The 16773-nt window shown below is 59.4% G+C and carries 16 protein-coding genes; all 16 read left to right on the forward strand.

The features are described from left to right. The first annotated feature begins 6 nt into the window (after positions 1–6). The 16 genes from ACYVI2_RS11950 (at position 7) to ACYVI2_RS12025 (ending at position 16771) form a co-directional block, all read left to right on the forward strand. On the forward strand, positions 7–2637 hold the full coding sequence (locus tag ACYVI2_RS11950) for an AAA family ATPase (protein WP_415821416.1): 2631 nt from the start codon (positions 7–9) through the stop codon (positions 2635–2637). A gap of 285 nt (positions 2638–2922) precedes the next feature. Next, complete coding sequence (locus ACYVI2_RS11955; protein WP_415821417.1) at positions 2923–5826, forward strand: monovalent cation/H+ antiporter subunit A; 2904 nt, start codon at positions 2923–2925, stop codon at positions 5824–5826. Continuing rightward, the gene (locus tag ACYVI2_RS11960) at positions 5826–6170 is read left to right on the forward strand and encodes a Na+/H+ antiporter subunit C (protein WP_415821418.1); all 345 of its coding nucleotides are present in this window, start codon (positions 5826–5828) and stop codon (positions 6168–6170) included. Before ACYVI2_RS11955 ends, ACYVI2_RS11960 begins: the two co-directional genes overlap by 1 nt. After that, positions 6167–7792, forward strand: a complete 1626-nt coding sequence (locus ACYVI2_RS11965) for a monovalent cation/H+ antiporter subunit D (protein ID WP_415821419.1) — start codon at positions 6167–6169, stop codon at positions 7790–7792. Before ACYVI2_RS11960 ends, ACYVI2_RS11965 begins: the two co-directional genes overlap by 4 nt. Further along, positions 7792–8268, forward strand: coding sequence for a Na+/H+ antiporter subunit E (locus ACYVI2_RS11970; RefSeq protein ID WP_415821421.1), 477 nt, complete (start codon positions 7792–7794; stop codon positions 8266–8268). Before ACYVI2_RS11965 ends, ACYVI2_RS11970 begins: the two co-directional genes overlap by 1 nt. Next, positions 8265–8546 (forward strand): K+/H+ antiporter subunit F, encoded by a 282-nt coding sequence (locus tag ACYVI2_RS11975; protein WP_094821630.1) that lies wholly within the window; start codon positions 8265–8267, stop codon positions 8544–8546. Before ACYVI2_RS11970 ends, ACYVI2_RS11975 begins: the two co-directional genes overlap by 4 nt. Continuing rightward, positions 8543–8875, forward strand: coding sequence for a monovalent cation/H(+) antiporter subunit G (gene mnhG, locus ACYVI2_RS11980; RefSeq protein WP_415821422.1), 333 nt, complete (start codon positions 8543–8545; stop codon positions 8873–8875). The genes ACYVI2_RS11975 and mnhG overlap by 4 nt, the downstream gene beginning before the upstream one ends. Before the next feature lie 701 nt (positions 8876–9576). Beyond that, positions 9577–10146 carry a hypothetical protein gene (locus ACYVI2_RS11985; protein WP_415821423.1) on the forward strand — a complete coding sequence of 190 codons (570 nt, stop codon included), beginning with the start codon at positions 9577–9579 and terminating at the stop codon, positions 10144–10146. Between the two features lie 57 nt (positions 10147–10203). Next, on the forward strand, positions 10204–11052 hold the full coding sequence (locus ACYVI2_RS11990) for an HAD family hydrolase (protein WP_415821424.1): 849 nt from the start codon (positions 10204–10206) through the stop codon (positions 11050–11052). A gap of 37 nt (positions 11053–11089) precedes the next feature. After that, complete coding sequence (tadA, locus tag ACYVI2_RS11995; protein WP_415821425.1) at positions 11090–11539, forward strand: tRNA adenosine(34) deaminase TadA; 450 nt, start codon at positions 11090–11092, stop codon at positions 11537–11539. Next, positions 11536–12528, forward strand: a complete 993-nt coding sequence (locus ACYVI2_RS12000; RefSeq protein ID WP_415821426.1) for an LD-carboxypeptidase — start codon at positions 11536–11538, stop codon at positions 12526–12528. Before tadA ends, ACYVI2_RS12000 begins: the two co-directional genes overlap by 4 nt. Before the next feature lie 172 nt (positions 12529–12700). Continuing rightward, positions 12701–13975 (forward strand): YcxB family protein, encoded by a 1275-nt coding sequence (locus tag ACYVI2_RS12005; RefSeq protein ID WP_415821427.1) that lies wholly within the window; start codon positions 12701–12703, stop codon positions 13973–13975. A 29-nt stretch (positions 13976–14004) separates the two neighbouring features. Next, positions 14005–14550, forward strand: coding sequence for a hypothetical protein (locus ACYVI2_RS12010; RefSeq protein ID WP_415821428.1), 546 nt, complete (start codon positions 14005–14007; stop codon positions 14548–14550). Positions 14551–14753: 203 nt separating this feature from the next. Continuing rightward, positions 14754–15137 (forward strand): type II toxin-antitoxin system RelE/ParE family toxin, encoded by a 384-nt coding sequence (locus ACYVI2_RS12015; protein ID WP_415821429.1) that lies wholly within the window; start codon positions 14754–14756, stop codon positions 15135–15137. Further along, positions 15121–15423: a helix-turn-helix domain-containing protein gene (locus tag ACYVI2_RS12020; protein WP_415821430.1), complete on the forward strand. Its 303-nt coding sequence runs from the start codon at positions 15121–15123 to the stop codon at positions 15421–15423. The genes ACYVI2_RS12015 and ACYVI2_RS12020 overlap by 17 nt, the downstream gene beginning before the upstream one ends. Positions 15424–15547: 124 nt before the next feature. After that, entirely contained in the window at positions 15548–16771 is a 1224-nt protein-coding gene (locus ACYVI2_RS12025; protein WP_415821431.1) for a hypothetical protein, read from the forward strand. Positions 16772–16773 lie beyond the last annotated feature (2 nt).

Genomic DNA, 16773 nt, shown 5'->3' on the forward strand with positions numbered 1-16773 from the left:
GGCGCTATGAAGCTGCACCGCATTGCGCTGCAAGAGTTTCGCAAATTCCGCGATCCGGTCGTGCTGGATGATTTGGCCGAGGGCTTGAACGTGATTGCCGGGCCGAACGAGGCCGGCAAGAGCACGCTGGCGGCCGCGATCCGTGCGGCCTTTCTCGAGCGCTACAAGACGACCAAGGTATCCGACCTGGCACCGTGGGGCATGGCCGGCGCTCGGCCCTCGGTGGAAATCGCGTTCGAACACGATGGCCATGAGTACCTGCTGCGGAAATCGTTTTTGAGCCGTGCGCGTTGCGAGCTGCTGGTCGACGATGGCGCTGAGCGGCACGAGGGCGAGGCGGCGGAAAATGCCTTGGCGGCGTTGCTGGGATTCGAGTTTTCGGCAAAGGGCAACAGTCGGCCGGAACACGGCGGCATTCCCGGGCTGCTCTGGATCGCTCAGGGCGAGGGGCAAAACCTGTTGGAGCCCGCGGGTTACGCACAGAGTCACGTCCGGGACGCATTGACTCGATTGACGGGTGAGTTGACCTCGGCCGACGGTGATTCCCTCTACGAGAGGGTCGAGGCCGAACGTGCTGCCTTGCGCGATGGGCGCAGTGGCCGCCCCAAGGGGGCCTATAAAGACGCTGAGGATGCGCTGCTGCGCGCCGAGCAATCCGTCGCCACCTTGACCGCCTCGAAACAGGCGCTCGATGCCGATGTGGATCGCCTGGCGCTGTTGCGTCGTGATCACGACAAGGCCGAGCAGGAACAACCCTGGCTCAATCTGGAGCAGCGCGCCGGCGAGGCGCGCGCCCGCCTGGCCGAGATCAGCCGCGAGCGGGATGCTCTGGCCAGTTTGCAGCGCGAGCTGACACAGGCCGACGACACCTTGGCTTTGCTGCACGAGCAGGTCGAACGCGATCAGCGTGATGCAGCGGCGCTGGTGAATCTGCAGGCCGATGCAGACGCTGCCGCCGCCAGTTTGGCGCCTGCACGCGAGGCTTTGGACCGGGCCTTGCTGCAACAGCAGCGCACCGCCCAGAGCCTGGCGCAGGCCAACGCCCAGGTGGCCGCCGCACAGCAGGCGGCCCAGCGGCTGGATTGCCTGGCGCAAATCGATCGCTTGAACCAGGAATTGCGGCGCGGGCAAGACAGCATTGCACAGGCCGAGCAGCTCGCCGAGCAGGTCCGGGCCCTGCAGGCCTCGGCTGCACAACTGGAAATCGATGACAGCGCGCTGCGCACCTTGCGCCAGTTGGAACAGCGTCTGGCGCAATTGCAGGTCCAACAGAATGCCGGTGCGACGCGGGTGCGTCATCGTCTGCTGGCCGGCCATACGCTGCAGCTGGCTGGCCGGGATATAGCAGGCGAGGGCGAGGTCCTGGTTTCCGAGGCAACCGAATTACAGATTCCCGGGATCGGGGTTCTGCATATCGAGCCGGGTGGCAGCGATTTGCCGGCCGTCTTGACTGCTATCCAGCAGACACAGGCAGAGCGCACCGCGTGTCTGGCCCGTCTGGGTGTGGCATCGCTGGCCCAGGCCGAGGCCCGGGCGGTGACGTATGAGCAGACCCGGCGCGACCTGGACATGGCCCGCCAAACTTTGCGTATCCAGGCGCCGGAGGGCATCGAGGCATTGCGTGCGCTGCAGTCGCAGGCCCAATCCCGATTGACGCAATTGCAGGGACAGTTAGCGGGGATGCCCGAGGGCGCGGCAGCACCCGTGGATCTGGCCCAGGCGCAGCAGGCATTGCACACCGCGACCGTCGAGGCCGATCTTGCCGGTCAGGCGGTGACGGCGGCACGCACTGCATTGGACACCCAGCAGACCAAGGCGCAGATTTTTCAGACACAATGGGCCGCGCGGCAGGCCGAGTTCGGCGCGGCGAGCCGGGTAGAGCAGCGCGAGCAGCGTGGCGCCAGGCTGGTCGAGGCGCGCGCGACCCGTGACACCTTGGCGCAACGCTGTCAGGCGGCACAAGCCGCTCTGCAGGCCCTACAGCCGGAACTGATCGAGCAGGATGCACAGCGTTTCGAGCAATCCGCTCGCTTGCAGCGCGAGGAACAGCAGCGCCGCCATGCCGAATTACTGCAATTGCAAGGCAAACTCGAACAGGCCCAGGCTCATGGCCTGGGCGAGCAACTGCTGCAGGCACAGGCTGAGGCGCAGCGGCTGACCCGGCGGCGCGACGAGTTCGCGACCCGGGCGCAGGCGTTGGACCTGTTATGGCAATTGCTGGGGCAGCGGCGCGCCGACGCGACGCAACGTTTGCTGGACCCGCTGGCCCAGCGTCTGCAACACTATGTCGGACTGTTGTTTCCGGGGGCACAATGGCGCCTGGACGATGCGCTGATGCCTGCTGCGGTGGTGCGTGGGTCAGGGCCCGACGCGACGGAAACGTTGAACGCCTTGAGCTTCGGCACGCGCGAGCAACTCGGCGTGCTGGCGCGTTTTGCGTATGCAGATTTGTTACAACAAGCTGGCCGGCCCACCTTGCTGGTATTGGACGATACTTTGGTGCACGCGGATCAGGAACGCCGGGAATTGATGAAACGCGCGCTGTACGACGCCGCCTCGCGGCATCAGGTGTTGCTGCTGACTTGTCACGGCGAGTCGTGGCAAGACATGGGGGTGGGAGTGCGAGCGGTCCCCTGACCGGAGTGATCGTTTCTTTTGGTTACCTGCTAAATGAGTCAAATTAACGCGAAAAATGCACTTAAAGCACTGATCAACCAAAAAAATCACTTACATCGCCATGCGAACCTTACAAGAATCTGATATTTTTCGGGGTGGATACTTGATCGGCGCTTGTCGGCAGCGTGACACCGGATCGGCGGTGTTACGGCAACGATGGGCTCAATTTCGCATCTGTATAACGTCACCCCGGTTTCAAATCTGGCTCCTGCCCAAGAGCCAGGCCGCCGGCCCTCCCGGAATACCATGTCGCTGATTCTCATACTCGCTCTGCCGTTTATCGGCAGCCTGTGCGCCGCGCTGTTGCCTTCCAATGCCCGTAATGCCGAGGCGTGGCTGGCAGGCCTGATGGCACTGAGCTGCTTTGTCCTCGTGGCCAGCCTGTACCCGCAGGTTGCCGATGGCGGAGTGGTTCGTGCCGATCTGCAGTGGGCACCGGCACTGGGCCTGCAGTTCACGCTGCGTATGGACGGTTATGCCTGGTTATTCGCACTGATCGTCTCGGGCATAGGCGCATTGGTGGTGCTATACGCACGCTATTACATGTCGCCGGACGATCCGGTGCCGCGGTTCTTCTCGTTTTTCCAGGCCTTCATGGCGGCCATGCTGGGCGTGGTGCTGTCGGGCAATCTGATTCAGTTGGTGTTGTTCTGGGAAATGACCAGCCTGGCGTCGTTCATGCTGATTGCCTATTGGCATCACCGCCAAGACGCCCGGCGCGGTGCACGCATGGCCTTGACCGTCACGGGTGCGGGCGGCTTGTGTCTGTTGGCCGGTGTCTTGATCCTGGGCCATATCGTGGGCAGCTACGACATGGATCGGGTGTTGGCAGCGGGTGACGTGGTTCGCGCTGATCCCTGGTATCCCGCCGTGTTGGTGCTGGTGGCTCTGGGGGCGTTGACCAAGAGCGCGCAATTCCCGTTCCAGTTCTGGCTGCCTAATGCCATGGCGGCGCCGACGCCAGTTTCGGCCTATTTGCACTCAGCCACCATGGTCAAGGCGGGCGTATTCCTGCTGGCGAGGTTCTGGCCGGTGCTCTCGGGTACAGAAGAATGGTTCTGGATCATCGGCGGAGCAGGGTTGTGCTCGCTGGTGCTGGGCGCCTACGCCGCGATTTTCCAGCAGGACATGAAAGGCGTCCTGGCGTACTCCACGATCAGCCATCTCGGTTTGATCACTTTGTTGCTAGGGATGAACAGCTCGCTGGGTCTGGTGGCCGCGATCTTTCATATGGTGAACCACGCCACGTTCAAGGCATCGCTGTTCATGGCAGCTGGCATTGTCGACCACGAGACGGGTACGCGCGATCTGGGCCGTCTGAGCGGCCTCAGGCGCGCCATGCCGATCACCGCGACCTTGGCCGTGGTGGCCGCCGCGGCCATGGCGGGCGTGCCGCTGCTCAACGGTTTCATTTCCAAGGAAATGTTCTTTGCCGAGACGACCTTTGTCAGCGGCGATCCGATGATTCAATATGGTCTGCCCGCGATGGCGGTGCTGGCCAGCGCGTTCAGCGTGGCCTATTCGCTGCGTTTCATCCTGCAGGTCTTTTTCGGTCCGCCGGCAGAGGATTTGCCTCGTGCGCCGCATGAGCCGCCGCGCTTTATGCTGGTGCCCAGCGGCTTGCTGGTGCTGATGTGTTTGGTCGTGGGCGTGATTCCGGGACTGACAGTCGGTCCATTCCTGCACGCGGCGGCACAAAGCATCCTCGGCGCCGATATGCCCGAATACAGCCTGGCCGTATGGCATGGGGTGAATCTGCCGCTGGTGATGAGTTTTGTCGCGATGCTTGCGGGCATTTTGCTGTATGCCGGATTACGTGCCCGTCAGCGTGCGTTGCCGGGGCAGGTGCCGTTTATCTACCATTTCGATGGCCGGCGCACGTTCGAGTTTTTGTTTGACTATTCCAGCGTCGCTGCCAGCTGGGTGCTGGCGCGTGTGTCGTCGCCACGCATGCAGATTCAGATGGTGCTGATCGTGCTGGGCGCGCTGCTTGTGGCTTGGCTGCCGTTGCAGCGCGGCCAGTGGAACGACGCGCCGTCGCCCGTCACCCCCCTGGATCCGGCCTTTGCCGTGTTGTGGGTGGTGGGCGCGATTTGTGCGGTCGGGGCGGCGTTCCAGGCCAAATACCACCGGTTGGCGGCATTGATCCTGGCTGGTGGGGCAGGCCTGGTGACCTGCCTGACGTTTGTCTGGTTCTCTGCGCCGGATCTGGCATTGACGCAGCTGGCGGTCGAGGTCGTAACCGTGGTGCTGTTGCTGCTGGGGCTGCGGTGGTTGCCGCGCCGTATCGAGGGAGGGGGCCTGGATGGCAGTGCCCGCGCCCGTGCTCGCCGCGTGCGCGATCTGGTGATTGCCACCGTGACGGGTACGTCGCTGGCTGCCTTGGCCTATGCCATATTGACTCGTCCGCCGGGGCAGACGGTGGCCTCGTATTTTGTAGAAAACGCTTTGCCCGAGGGCGGTGGCACCAACGTCGTCAATGTGATTCTGGTGGATTTCCGCGGTTTTGATACCTTTGGCGAGATCACCGTCGTCGGTATCGTGGCGCTGACGGTGTACGCGTTGCTGCGCCGTTTCCGGCCGGCGGCGGAAAGTGTCGATCTGCCCCGTCAGCAGCGCGACCAGGGCGAGCCTGTCGTAGCGCCCGATATCCAGGCGCTGTTGCCGGATAACGCGTTGGCGCTGCCTGCCGTGCTGGTGCGTTTCCTGTTGCCCATTGCGGCGATGGCATCGGTGTATCTGCTCTTGCGTGGGCACAATTCGCCTGGTGGCGGCTTTGTCGGCGGCCTGGTCATGGCGACCGCCATCATTTTGCAATACATGGTGGGCGGCGTGTATTGGGTGGAGTCGCGCAGCCGCCTGAATCCGCAGCATTGGATCGGCTTGGGGCTGCTGTGTGCCGGCCTCACCGCGGTGTCGGCCTGGTTCGCCGCGCGCCCATTCCTATCGGCCATGGCGTGGGATGTCTCGTTGCCTCTGATTGGCCACGTCCATCTTTCCAGCGTGTTGTTCTTTGACTTGGGCGTGTACATGCTGGTCGTGGGCGGCACCGTGCTCGTGTTGGTGGCCTTGGCTCACCAATCCTTGCGCGCACAACGCAAGGCGGCAGCAGAAGCCCAGGCCGCCGCAGAATCCGGGAGTCCTGCCTAATGGAATTGATATATGCCATCGCGATTGGCGTGTTGGCCGGCTCTGGCGTGTGGCTGATCCTGCGGCCTCGCACATTTCAGGTCATTATGGGGCTGACCTTGATGTCCTATGCCGTCAACTTGTTTATTTTCGGAATGGGGCGGCTGACTGTCGGACGGCCGCCTGTCATCGATCCCTCTGTCACGCCGGATCCGGCTGCCATGGCCGACCCCGTGCCGCAGGCATTGGTGTTGACGGCCATCGTGATCGGGTTCGCGACCACCGCATTGTTTCTTGTCGTATTGCTGGCTTCTCGCGGGTTGACTGGCACCGACCACGTTGATGGCAGGGAGTCGGAATCTTGATCGATTGGTTGCAACACGCGCCTATATATCCCATTGCTGTCCCGCTGATTGCGGGGGCGGCGATGCTATTGCTGGCGGACAAACGGCGGGGTTTACGGGCCGGGATTGCGCTGGTGGCCAGCCTCGCTCAGCTCGCAGCGGCGATCACGTTGCTCGCACTGGCTGCCGGCGTCGGCGGCGTCTGGCCCAATGGGGTAGGGGTGTATCTGCCCGGGGATTGGCCTGCACCGTTTGGCATTGTGCTGGTCGTCGATCGCCTGTCGGCCGTCATGCTGACATTAACGGCCGTGCTGGGCTTGGCTTCATTGATCTACTCCCTGGCGCGCTGGGATCGCCTGGGCGTGCATTTTCATTCGCTGTTCCAGTTCCTGTTGATGGGCCTCAATGGGGCGTTCCTGACGGGCGACCTGTTCAACTTGTTCGTGTTTTTCGAGGTCTTGCTGGCCGCGTCGTATGGTCTGATTCTGCATGGATCGGGCGTAGCGCGGGTCAGCGCCGGCCTGCAGTACATTGCGGTCAATCTGGTGGCGTCGTTCCTGTTGCTCATCAGTATTGCGCTGATCTATGGCGTCACCGGCACCTTGAACCTCGCCGATCTCGCTGTGCGCGCCGGCGTTCTGGGCGGCAGCGATCGCTTGTTGTTCGAGACCGGCGCGGCGGTGCTGGGCCTGGCGTTTCTGGTCAAGGCCGGCGCATGGCCGCTGAATTTCTGGCTGGTGCGCGGCTATAGCTCGGCTAGCGCACCGGTGGCGGCCGTGTTTTCCATCATGACCAAGGTCGGCATCTACGCCTTGTTGCGCATCGGTTCACTGTTGCTGCCCACGGGTGCGCCGGCAGCATTCAGCCTGGACTGGATGTTCGCGGCGGGCCTGGCGACCTTGATTTTTGCGGCTATCGGATTACTCGCGACCCAGCGGTTGGATCAACTGGTCAGCTATTGCGTGATCCTTTCCGCCGGTACGCTGCTCACCGCGTTGGGTATGCCGGGCGTGCGGCTGACGGGGCCGGCGTTGTTCTATCTGCTGAGCTCCGTGCTGACCACGGGGGCATTTTTCATGCTGGTCGAGCTGGTCGAGCGTACGCAGACGTTCGGGGCAAACGTGTTGGCGGTTACGTTGGACATGTTTGACCTGGATGATCCCGAGAGCCCGAACCGTTCCGACGATGTGGTGGGCGTGGCGATTCCTGCAGCGATGGCCTTTCTGGGATTGGCGTTTGTCTCGTGCGCCTTGCTCGTGACGGGGTTGCCCCCGTTGTCCGGCTTTGTGGCGAAGTTCTCGCTCTTGTCTGCGGCGGTTGCCGAGGCCAATACCTCGACCCAGCCGGCGGACGCCTGGATTCTGGTGGCTGCCGTGTTGGCGGCGGGTTTGGCCGGCATTGTGGCGTTTGGACGCGCCGGGATGCGGATTTTCTGGGGCAACGAGGAACGCACGACGCCGCGGCTGCGCGTGTTCGAGGCGGGGCCGGTTGCCGTGTTGATTCTGTTGTGCGTCGCGCTCGCGGCGGGGGCAGGGCCGGTGTCGGCCTATCTGGACGATGCGGCGCGCTCGCTCGATCAGCCTGCGCTGTACATTGATGCGGTGTTGTCGGCCAACCCGGCGCGTACCTTGGGGGGGCATTGATGCGGCGTTGGTACAAACTCCTGCTGCCTGCGGCATTGCTCGTTCTGTGGCTGTTGCTCAACGAGTCGCTGTCTGTCGGGCAGATCGCATTAGGCCTGGCGCTTGCGCTGTGGCTGGGTTTTGCGTCCAGCCGCCTGCGCCCGTTGCGCGGACGGCCTCACAAATTATGGTTGCTGTTGGGATTGAGCCGCCGGGTGGCGATCGATATCATCCGTTCGAATATCGCCGTGGCCAAACTGATCATCGCCTATCGGCGCGAGTACTCCCCGGGCTTTGTGCATATCCCGCTGGATCTGCATGACCCGCATGGCCGTGCGCTGCTGGGTTGCATTCTGACCTATACGCCGGGCACCGTGTGGGTCGATGTGTCCAACAATATCCTGACATTGCATGTGCTCGATCTGGAAAACGAAGCAGCCTGGATCGAGTTGGTCAAACAGCGCTACGAGCGTACCCTGATTGAGGTGTTTCAGTGAACCTTGTTCTATTCTGGGCCGCATCCTTTGCCTTGTTGTGTTTTGTCCTGGGTATGGCGTGCGCAACGGTGCGGCTGGTGCGCGGTCCCACCGCGCAGGACCGCGTGCTGGCGTTGGACGCGTTTTACATCAATGGCATGCTGACCATGCTGGCCTTTGGCATCCGGTCAGGCACACCGGTGTACTTTGACGTGGCCTTGTTGATCGCCTTGTTCGGTTTTGTCGGCTCTACCGCGATGGCCAAGTTTCTGCTGCGTGGCGAGGTGATTGAGCCATGAACGTCGATATCCCATTGTGGGCCGGCATTCCGGCCACTATCCTGCTGGTCGTAGGCGGCGTCATTTCGCTGATCGGCTCAGTCGGGTTGCTGCGATTCAAAGATTTCGTCTCGCGTATTCATGCGCCGACGCTGGGCAACACCCTGGGGGCCGTTTGTGTATTGCTGGCTTCGATTTTGGTGTTTTCCTCTCTGCAACAGCGTTTTGTGATCCATGAAATTCTGATCACGCTGTTGCTGTTTATCAGTTCGCCTGTCACGGCCATGTTGCTGATGCGTGCGGCGGTGTATCGTGGGCGGCGGGATCGTGGCGAGTTCAATACGAAATAGTTGGCGCTGAATAACTGTGCCGAGGTTGGCGTGCTTATTGGACGTCGAGCCGAGGCAATCGGGCCGTGAGGGCTTCACAAAGCCGGTCCGGGCATGCGGCGGGGTGGCATGGTGCCAGTTTGGAGGATCTGCTTGGTGATAGTTGATGCCTGCGAAGATGACGCATAGCGAATCTCCAGGTGTTACGACGCCGACACTCGAGAGATCTTCCGTTCATCTCTGACGCCAAAGCCCTCGCATGCCGATCACGAATGCTATTCATTGGCGCGCCCGTAGGCGCCAATGAATAGCAGCCCTGCAAGATCTTCATCCTTGCAAAAGCCAGTTCCTACGAAGCCTACGTACACCACCCGTGCCAGCGACGAGGGAATCAGAGATTCTGCGAGTCAAGGCGGGGCAGTGACCGTGTTGGCGCGCCTCGTGGCTGAGCGAGTGGAGGTCGTAGGGAGGCCCGAAGGGGCCGTACGAGACGAACGAAGCGGTGTCGGACGCGCAGGCGGCCGACCAGCCACGTGAAGCGCCAACACGGTCACTGCCCCGCCTTGACGTCCAATAGCACTCAATCCCCCGTCCTACCCACGCCGCACCGTCCGAATCCGCTAGTGTTTGTAACATTTGCACGCCCTCACGCCTCCCGCTTTGGCGTACTGTAAAAGCTTAGCCGGACGCTTCGGCGCCCAGCCATGCTGAAGGAGCGGAAAATGGACTTACGACGTATGCACAATCGGTATTGCAGCCTGGCATTTGCGACTTTGAGCGCGTTAGGCGGGATGGCAGGGATTTCTGCCGCCAACGCGGCCGATGCACCGACGGCCGCCTCTATCCAATCTCAGTACGAACATGACGTACAGCGCTGCAATAGCGGCCAGACGAACCAGAGCAAGGCCGTCTGCCTGCAAGAGGCCGGCGCGGCGCGCGAAGAGGCCCAGCGCAAGCGGCTCGACGACGGCCAGTCGGCGAACTATGGCAACAATTCGGTAGATCGTTGCACGAAATTACCCCAACCGCAGCGTCAGGATTGCCTGCAGCAGATGCAGTCGCCGTCTACGGTGAAAGGCAGTGTAGAGAGCGGCGGCGTTCTGCGCGAAACGGTGATCCCGGTGCCCCCGTCCCAGACGGGCACGACGCCGGGGACTTCGGGCACCATGCCGGGTAGTTCCACCGCGCCGGGCGCCGTCCCAGGGGCTGCGCCCGGCAGTTCGACGACGCCGGGCACGGTAACGACGCCGCCTGCCGGGACACCTGCGACACCTGTACCCGTGCAGCAATAAGACGGCAGAGTCGGGATCAGGCAAAATGTCGCCTATTACCGACTCTTTGCCGCACTCATGTCTGACGTCATCGCCCTGATATTCGATTTCGACGACACGCTGGCGCCAGACAGCACATCTGGCTTCCTCGACAGCCTGGGGGTGGATACGGCTGCGTTCTGGAAAGACAGGGTCGGTCCGCTGCTGTCCGATCAGGACTGGGACCCTGTGCCCGCTTATCTCTACGAGATGATCGAGCTGTCGCGCAGCGGGACGCACGGCTTGATCACGCAACAGGGCCTGCGAGAGTGGGGCGCCAGGCTGCCCCTGCATGACGGCGTCACGACATTATTCCAACGCTTGCGTGCCGCGGTCCGAGCCGAGCACCCTCAAGTACAACTCGAGTTTTATTTGATCTCCAGCGGCATCGGCGACGTGGTGCGGTCTACACCCATCGCTCACGAATTCACCGAGATCTGGGCGTCGGAGTTCGTGTATGGCGCCGATGGCGGGATCACTTTTCCCCGCCGTTTGGTCAGCTTTACGGACAAGACCCGTTATCTGTTTCACATCCAAAAAGGCATCATCGGGCGCGAGTTTCGCAACAAGCCTTTCGAAGTCAACCGCAAGATCCCCGAAGACCGCCTGCGTGTGCCGTTTGACCAGATGGTCTTCGTTGGCGACGGCTACACCGACATCCCGTGTTTTTCCTTGATTCGCAAAGCCGGTGGTTTCGCCTTCGGTGTATGGGATCCGAAACATCGCGACAAACGCAGCCGGGCATGGGGCTTTATCGAAGAAGGCCGCGTGTCGAATTTGAATCAGGCTCGCTACGGCGAAGAAGCCGAACTCTATCAATGGCTCGAAGAGGCCGTCACCAGCCTGGCCGGGCGCATCGCACTGAAATCCCGGGTGTATCGTGGTTGATGAGGTAACGCTGGCGTCGCCGGCGGATGAATCATTCATGTCTCTGGCGATCGAGCAGGCCGAGGCCGCCTGGCGTGTGGGCGAAGTCCCCGTCGGTGCCGTCGTCGTCGATGCAGAGGGTCAGGTGCTCGGCACAGGTTATAACCGCACTATCACTGACAGCGACCCTACTGCGCACGCAGAGATCGTTGCATTACGCGCAGCCGCTCTGCATCTGGACAATTACCGGTTGCCTGGGGTGAGCCTGTACGTCACGCTGGAACCCTGCGTCATGTGCATTGGCGCCATGTTGCACGCCCGCTTGGCGCGCGTCGTCTACGGCGCCTCGGATCCCAAGACCGGCGCCTGCGGCAGCGTGCTGGACGTCGGCGCGGTAGAGCGATTGAATCATCACACGACTGTTATAGGTGGCGTATTGGCGCAGCCCTGCGGCGATATGCTGCGGCGGTTTTTCCGCGAACGCCGTACAAAGGAATCCACGAAATGAGCACCTCTACACATCCCGCACATGGGCACGATGGACATGATTGCGATGACGATTGTGGTCATGATCACGACCACTCGCACCATCATCATGCCAAGCCCGCCGGCGGGATTTATTTGATTTCGCCTTCGTCTGCGGTGCGTGACCCGGACACCGTGGCGTTGGCGTGCGAGCGCCTGGCACGAGAGGGATTCAAGACCGCAGTGGATCGCGCCGCATTGGCTGTGCATCAACGTTTTGCCGGCACGGAAAAACAACGCCTGGCTGGCATTACCCGGGCGCTGAAGCAAAAACATCCGATTGTGATGGCCACGCGTGGCGGCTATGGGCTCAGCCGTTTATTACCGCAGATCGATTGGCGCGCTGTTGCGGATAGTGGCAAGCGTTTCGTGGGATTGAGCGATTTCACGGCGTTCAATCTCGCCTTGCTCGCGCAGACGGGTGCGGTCAGCTACAGCGGGCCGACAGCTGTCGCGGATTTTGGCGGTAAAAAGGTCGACGATCTGACGGCTGCATTGTTCGGTGAGACCATGCGCGGCGAGTTGGAGATCCTCAGTTTTGAGACGCAGGATGCCGATCCGGTCGATGCACGTGGCGTATTGTGGGGCGGGAATCTGGCGACCTTGATGTCGTTGATGGGCACGCCATATATGCCTAAAGTGCGGGGCGGCATTCTGTTCATTGAGGACGTTGCAGAGCATCCGTATCGGGTGGAACGCATGCTGGCTCAGCTGTGGCAGGCCGGCGTGCTGCAACGCCAAAAGGCCATCGTGTTCGGTCATTTCACAGACTATCGGTTGGCGCCGCATGATGCCGGGTACGATATGCCTGCCGTCGTGAAATGGCTGCGCAGCGTCGTTAAAGTCCCCGTCATTACTGGGCTGCCCTACGGGCACGTCCGCACCAAGGCAACGCTGCCCATTGGTCAAAAGGTCGGCATTGCTACCGAGGCGGGTATGGCGCATTTGGTGATCGACGAGCATCAGCATTGAGACAGGCTGTGCGGTCCTGAACCCGCATCGTCGACACTGATATCGATATAGATATCACATTCACGATGCCGACAACTGAACCAGCGACGACGAGTACGAACAAGACACCATCTATTAACTGAACTAGCGATGACGAGTATGAACAAGACACCGTCTACTAACTGAGCCAGCGATGACGAGCACGAACACGACACCGTCTATTCAAACATCCGAAATCTCAGCGTCGTCAGAAACCTTTGTCGTTGAGTCCTCGATCGAATTGCCTGAGCGGCTCGCGGGTTCGCTCTTTGTCTATGCAGATCTGTTTGAGGCTGCCCGGCGGCGCTTGCTACACATTCTGTTCTGGGTAGTGCTTCTGTTGGTGGTGCTGATCGGTTTCTCGTCATGGCAGGATAGCGGTGATCAGGGTTTCGGCGCCTTTGCTTCCCGTTTTGGCGGCAAACTGTTTGGCTTGGACGGCCTGGTGATCCTTCTCGTCGTCGTGCCGACGTTGGCCTACTATGCGATCCAACCGATGATCTTTCGACGCCGGTTGACGCGTTGGTGCCGCGACGAACAGCTCGATCGGCCTATGGCCGCCACCTACCGATTTGAGCCGGGCGGCATCACTGCGTACACACCGGGACACTGCAGCGCTATTGCTTGCCAGCGCATCATCGGTTTGACCGAGGGAGACACGCATTTTTTTATTCGGCTAAAGGACATCGAGGATGTCCTTGTCTTGCGGCGCAGTGCATTGTCCGATGAGCAAATCGCACGCATCAAGGCATGGGCTGCATCGTGCCAGGCTGGCGGCGCGGGGGAGGCCCTGGATTTTCATGGACTGGCAGATCAAACCGGCTCACAGCCATTGATGATGGTGCGTTTCGAGCAAACTGCTGCGGATCGCGCCATCGCACTCGGTTGGCAAATGGAGCGTCCGAGCATGCGTCGCCGCCGTCGGCGGGGCTTTGCGCTGACCTTTCTACTGACTGCCCTTATTTGGCCGGCGATTTTGGTCGTGTTCTGGTTGCTGGATGCGGACCGCGTTCCTGTTCGCTATGCGTTTCCGCTTTTCCTCGAGATGCTGGCGAGCTCTGTTTGGCAGTATGTGCTGGGTTTTTGGGCGATCATTGTCGCCATCATCGTCTTGCACCCGTGGGCAAGGGGCCGGCATGCGCATCGGCTCGCCGAGCAACTGCACAAGCGTATGCGAGTCTATGAGCAAGAGGTGCGGCTTTATGAGGACAGGCTCGATATTTGGCAAGAGGGGCTGCTGAATCGTTTCGAGATGATCAGCTTTGAGCGCATTGAGCGGCGGAGCGAGCATTTTCTATTGCTGCAGCGGGTCGGCGAGCCGGTGATCGTGCCGTTACGTGCGTTTGATGACGATAAGCAGGCTGCTTTTGAGCGTGTTGTTGCGCGTCGTATTGACGAGGAAAACCATCGGCTGGAGGCGGGCGTATGAGGCATTCTGTTGCAACCCGCGTTGTTGCGATGTTGGCTTTTTCGCTGGCGGCGATGAGCTCATGGGCTGAGACCGTTGTTATGCCCAACGGGCTGTCGGTTGAGCTTCCCGAAGGATGGGTCCTGGACGGTTCGCCGCAAGGCACGGTGGCAAAAAGCGGGCTGCGCCGTGTGCAATTCGTTTGCGAGACCGAGGCGTGCGAACAGACGCAGGAGACTTGCACAATTTTGATGCGCAGTGAACCGCTGCCAGGCGAGGATGATGCGGATAGGCTGCGTGAATATTATGCGTCGCCGTTCAAGCGTTATTTCCGCTTGCGGGCTGTGCTGCGTTCGACTGGGCCGGATGCTGGTATTCGCCAACCGCTTGAATTGGTGCGGATCGGTGATCGGGAATGGTACCGGGTGGAGACGGATGCGCGACACAATTACCGATCAGGGGTGTTTGCTGAGACGGTAGTGAATGGGCGCTATGTGGGCGGGATCTGCAAGTCTTGCGAGACGGGGGAGGAACGGCATCAGGGCGGGATGCGGGTGTTGATGAGTTTGAAGTCGAATGCTGCCACAGGGAATTAAAAGAGGGCGATCCATTATCACGTATAAAGCGCAGGATCGATCTTATTTTTATTAATTGCTGTAAATATATACAGTAATTTTCTGAAGAGAGATAGGATCAGCGGTCATTACGGGTATGTACTGGCCTGCTGCTGTTGGGTGTCTCCGCCGGCCTCTTGAATATATACCCGTTTCGGGTATATATTGGGAGTGGGTTGTTGGACATGAAAGTCTTCAAGCGCAAGGACTTTGCTCGGTGGCAAGCATGCGAAAAGTTGCCCGATGCCATTTTGTGTAAAGCAGTTCGTGAGATGGCTGATGGTTTGATTGATGCAGATCTCGGTGGCGGGTTATACAAGAAGCGAGTAGCCCGTCTTTGTGGAGGCAAAAGTGGCGGTTATCGAACGTTGCTGTCGGCTCGAATTGACAGCCGCTATGTGTTCTTGCATGGGTTTCTTAAAAGCGACAAGGCGAACATCACACAGGACGAACGAAAGGCGTTGCAATACGCTGGGAAAATATTTTTGAATTTTTCGACAGAGGCGTTATTGCAGGCGCTACATTGTGGTGTGCTATTGGAGGTGTGCTGTCATGAGCAAGATCATTGAGTCTTTACGTGATGATCTACGGACTTTGCATGAAGCGGGAGCGATCAGCAAAGTCACAATGCGTCAGTTTGATGCGATCTGTCCTGCACCCGTACGAGAGTTTAGTGCTAATGACATTAAGCGGTTACGTGAAACGTTGAGATTCAGCCAGCCTGTGTTCGCATTGCATTTGCACACATCGGCATCAACTGTGCGCAAATGGGAGCAGGGTGACACTCATCCTGCAGGGCCCGCGCTCAAACTGCTGAATATCATTGCAGACAAGGGGTTGCAGGCCATAATTTGACTAATGAATGTCTTGCTAAGGTCGATAGGTGCAATTGAGTCAGCTGGGCGATTTCAGTGCTACAGGCTGAGGTCGGATCAAGGATCGTCGTTGTGAGTTATGTCTAAGACATCGGAGAACATCGTTGACGATCATCAACACAAGACCTTTGCGTATTTACCTAGACAGTTCGGATTATTCGATACTCTCTAATGGTCGAAAATCGGCAGAGACAAGTGAAGTAAGGGCCGAGTTGCAACGTCTTGCAGACAGCGGACAAGTGGAGTTTTGGTATTCCGCCGCTTCCATTAGTGAAATGGCTCCTATCAAATGGGAGCATGGAGGTGCTGCAGCAGGTCGTGCTGCATGTTTGTCAGACCTATGTCAACGACATGCTTTGATATCGATGAATAGACTGTTGACCCACGAGTACGCCTGCTTGGTGCAGGGACAACATATTTCGGAGCCGGTCTATTCTTACGATGGCAATTGGTTTCCAGACATAAGCGGAATCATGCCGAAGCCTGAATGGGCGAGTGTTCTTCAATCATCAACAGATTTGTTGAAGAGCCAGGGCATGAATCGAGCTATGAGACGGAAGGTCAAGGAGACTTTGATAAGGCATCAAAAGCCACGGAAAGAGTACCTTGCGCATATGTCGGAAAATAGTGATGTCAGTGAAATCATTGACAAGTATCCGATGCGAGAGCAAGACGCACTTGTCCTTAGAAAGTACCTTTTGGGTCAGGCGACAAAGAGTGAGGCAGAGATAGCTTTTTCGGAGAGTTTGAGGGATCCCCGATGGATGATGCAATGGTTCGATTTGCATTACGACAAAATGTCGACGATACAGTCTTGGGTACGCGGGGATGCATCGAAAATGATTGACGTTGTACGTACAGCAGCCACTGCTGTTAGCGAGCTTTTTGAAAGGATCCGCCTGGCGCAGGAGCAGGCTAAATTGTTGGAAATTCCATGCAAGTTGGAAAAATTAGATGATGCTTGGTGGAAAAGCGCCGAAGAGGGTGTTGTGAGCAACACAATAACAAAGGTGTCGCGCGTATATGGCGATGTTGTTTTTGAGTCTCTATCTTCCGTGTCGGCTGATAAGTTTATGCGTGGGTTTTCCACCTGTATTCGTACGTTGTTCTCGTTGGTCAGGCATTCTGTAGGTTCACGTGCTCGGAAGCCGAAAGAAAGTGACTGGGGTGACTGTATTCACTCCCTGTATGCTCCATATGTCGATATATTTCGAACGGACTCATTCATGGCCTCGGTAATTCAACGCCACGTTGACAAATACGGCGTGACAGTTGTTGGAAGGCCTCAAAACTTACTGGAAGCAATTCGAAAGCGCATTGCTAACTAGCG

The sequence above is a fragment of the Bordetella tumbae genome, assembly GCF_054780995.1.

What these genes read in the sequence shown, in the direction of transcription:
- ACYVI2_RS12010 (WP_415821428.1), top strand. Translation starts at nt 14,005, where the DNA reads ATGTTGGCTTTTTCGCTGGCGGCGATGAGCTCATGGGCTGAGACCGTT.
- ACYVI2_RS12000 (WP_415821426.1), top strand. Translation starts at nt 11,536, where the DNA reads ATGAGCACCTCTACACATCCCGCACATGGGCACGATGGACATGATTGC.
- ACYVI2_RS12020 (WP_415821430.1), top strand. Translation starts at nt 15,121, where the DNA reads ATGAGCAAGATCATTGAGTCTTTACGTGATGATCTACGGACTTTGCAT.
- ACYVI2_RS12005 (WP_415821427.1), top strand. Translation starts at nt 12,701, where the DNA reads ATGACGAGCACGAACACGACACCGTCTATTCAAACATCCGAAATCTCA.
- ACYVI2_RS11950 (WP_415821416.1), top strand. Translation starts at nt 7, where the DNA reads ATGAAGCTGCACCGCATTGCGCTGCAAGAGTTTCGCAAATTCCGCGAT.
- ACYVI2_RS11990 (WP_415821424.1), top strand. Translation starts at nt 10,204, where the DNA reads ATGTCTGACGTCATCGCCCTGATATTCGATTTCGACGACACGCTGGCG.
- ACYVI2_RS11955 (WP_415821417.1), top strand. Translation starts at nt 2,923, where the DNA reads ATGTCGCTGATTCTCATACTCGCTCTGCCGTTTATCGGCAGCCTGTGC.
- ACYVI2_RS11985 (WP_415821423.1), top strand. Translation starts at nt 9,577, where the DNA reads ATGGACTTACGACGTATGCACAATCGGTATTGCAGCCTGGCATTTGCG.
- tadA (WP_415821425.1), top strand. Translation starts at nt 11,090, where the DNA reads ATGTCTCTGGCGATCGAGCAGGCCGAGGCCGCCTGGCGTGTGGGCGAA.
- ACYVI2_RS12015 (WP_415821429.1), top strand. Translation starts at nt 14,754, where the DNA reads ATGAAAGTCTTCAAGCGCAAGGACTTTGCTCGGTGGCAAGCATGCGAA.
- ACYVI2_RS11970 (WP_415821421.1), top strand. Translation starts at nt 7,792, where the DNA reads ATGCGGCGTTGGTACAAACTCCTGCTGCCTGCGGCATTGCTCGTTCTG.
- mnhG (WP_415821422.1), top strand. Translation starts at nt 8,543, where the DNA reads ATGAACGTCGATATCCCATTGTGGGCCGGCATTCCGGCCACTATCCTG.
- ACYVI2_RS11960 (WP_415821418.1), top strand. Translation starts at nt 5,826, where the DNA reads ATGGAATTGATATATGCCATCGCGATTGGCGTGTTGGCCGGCTCTGGC.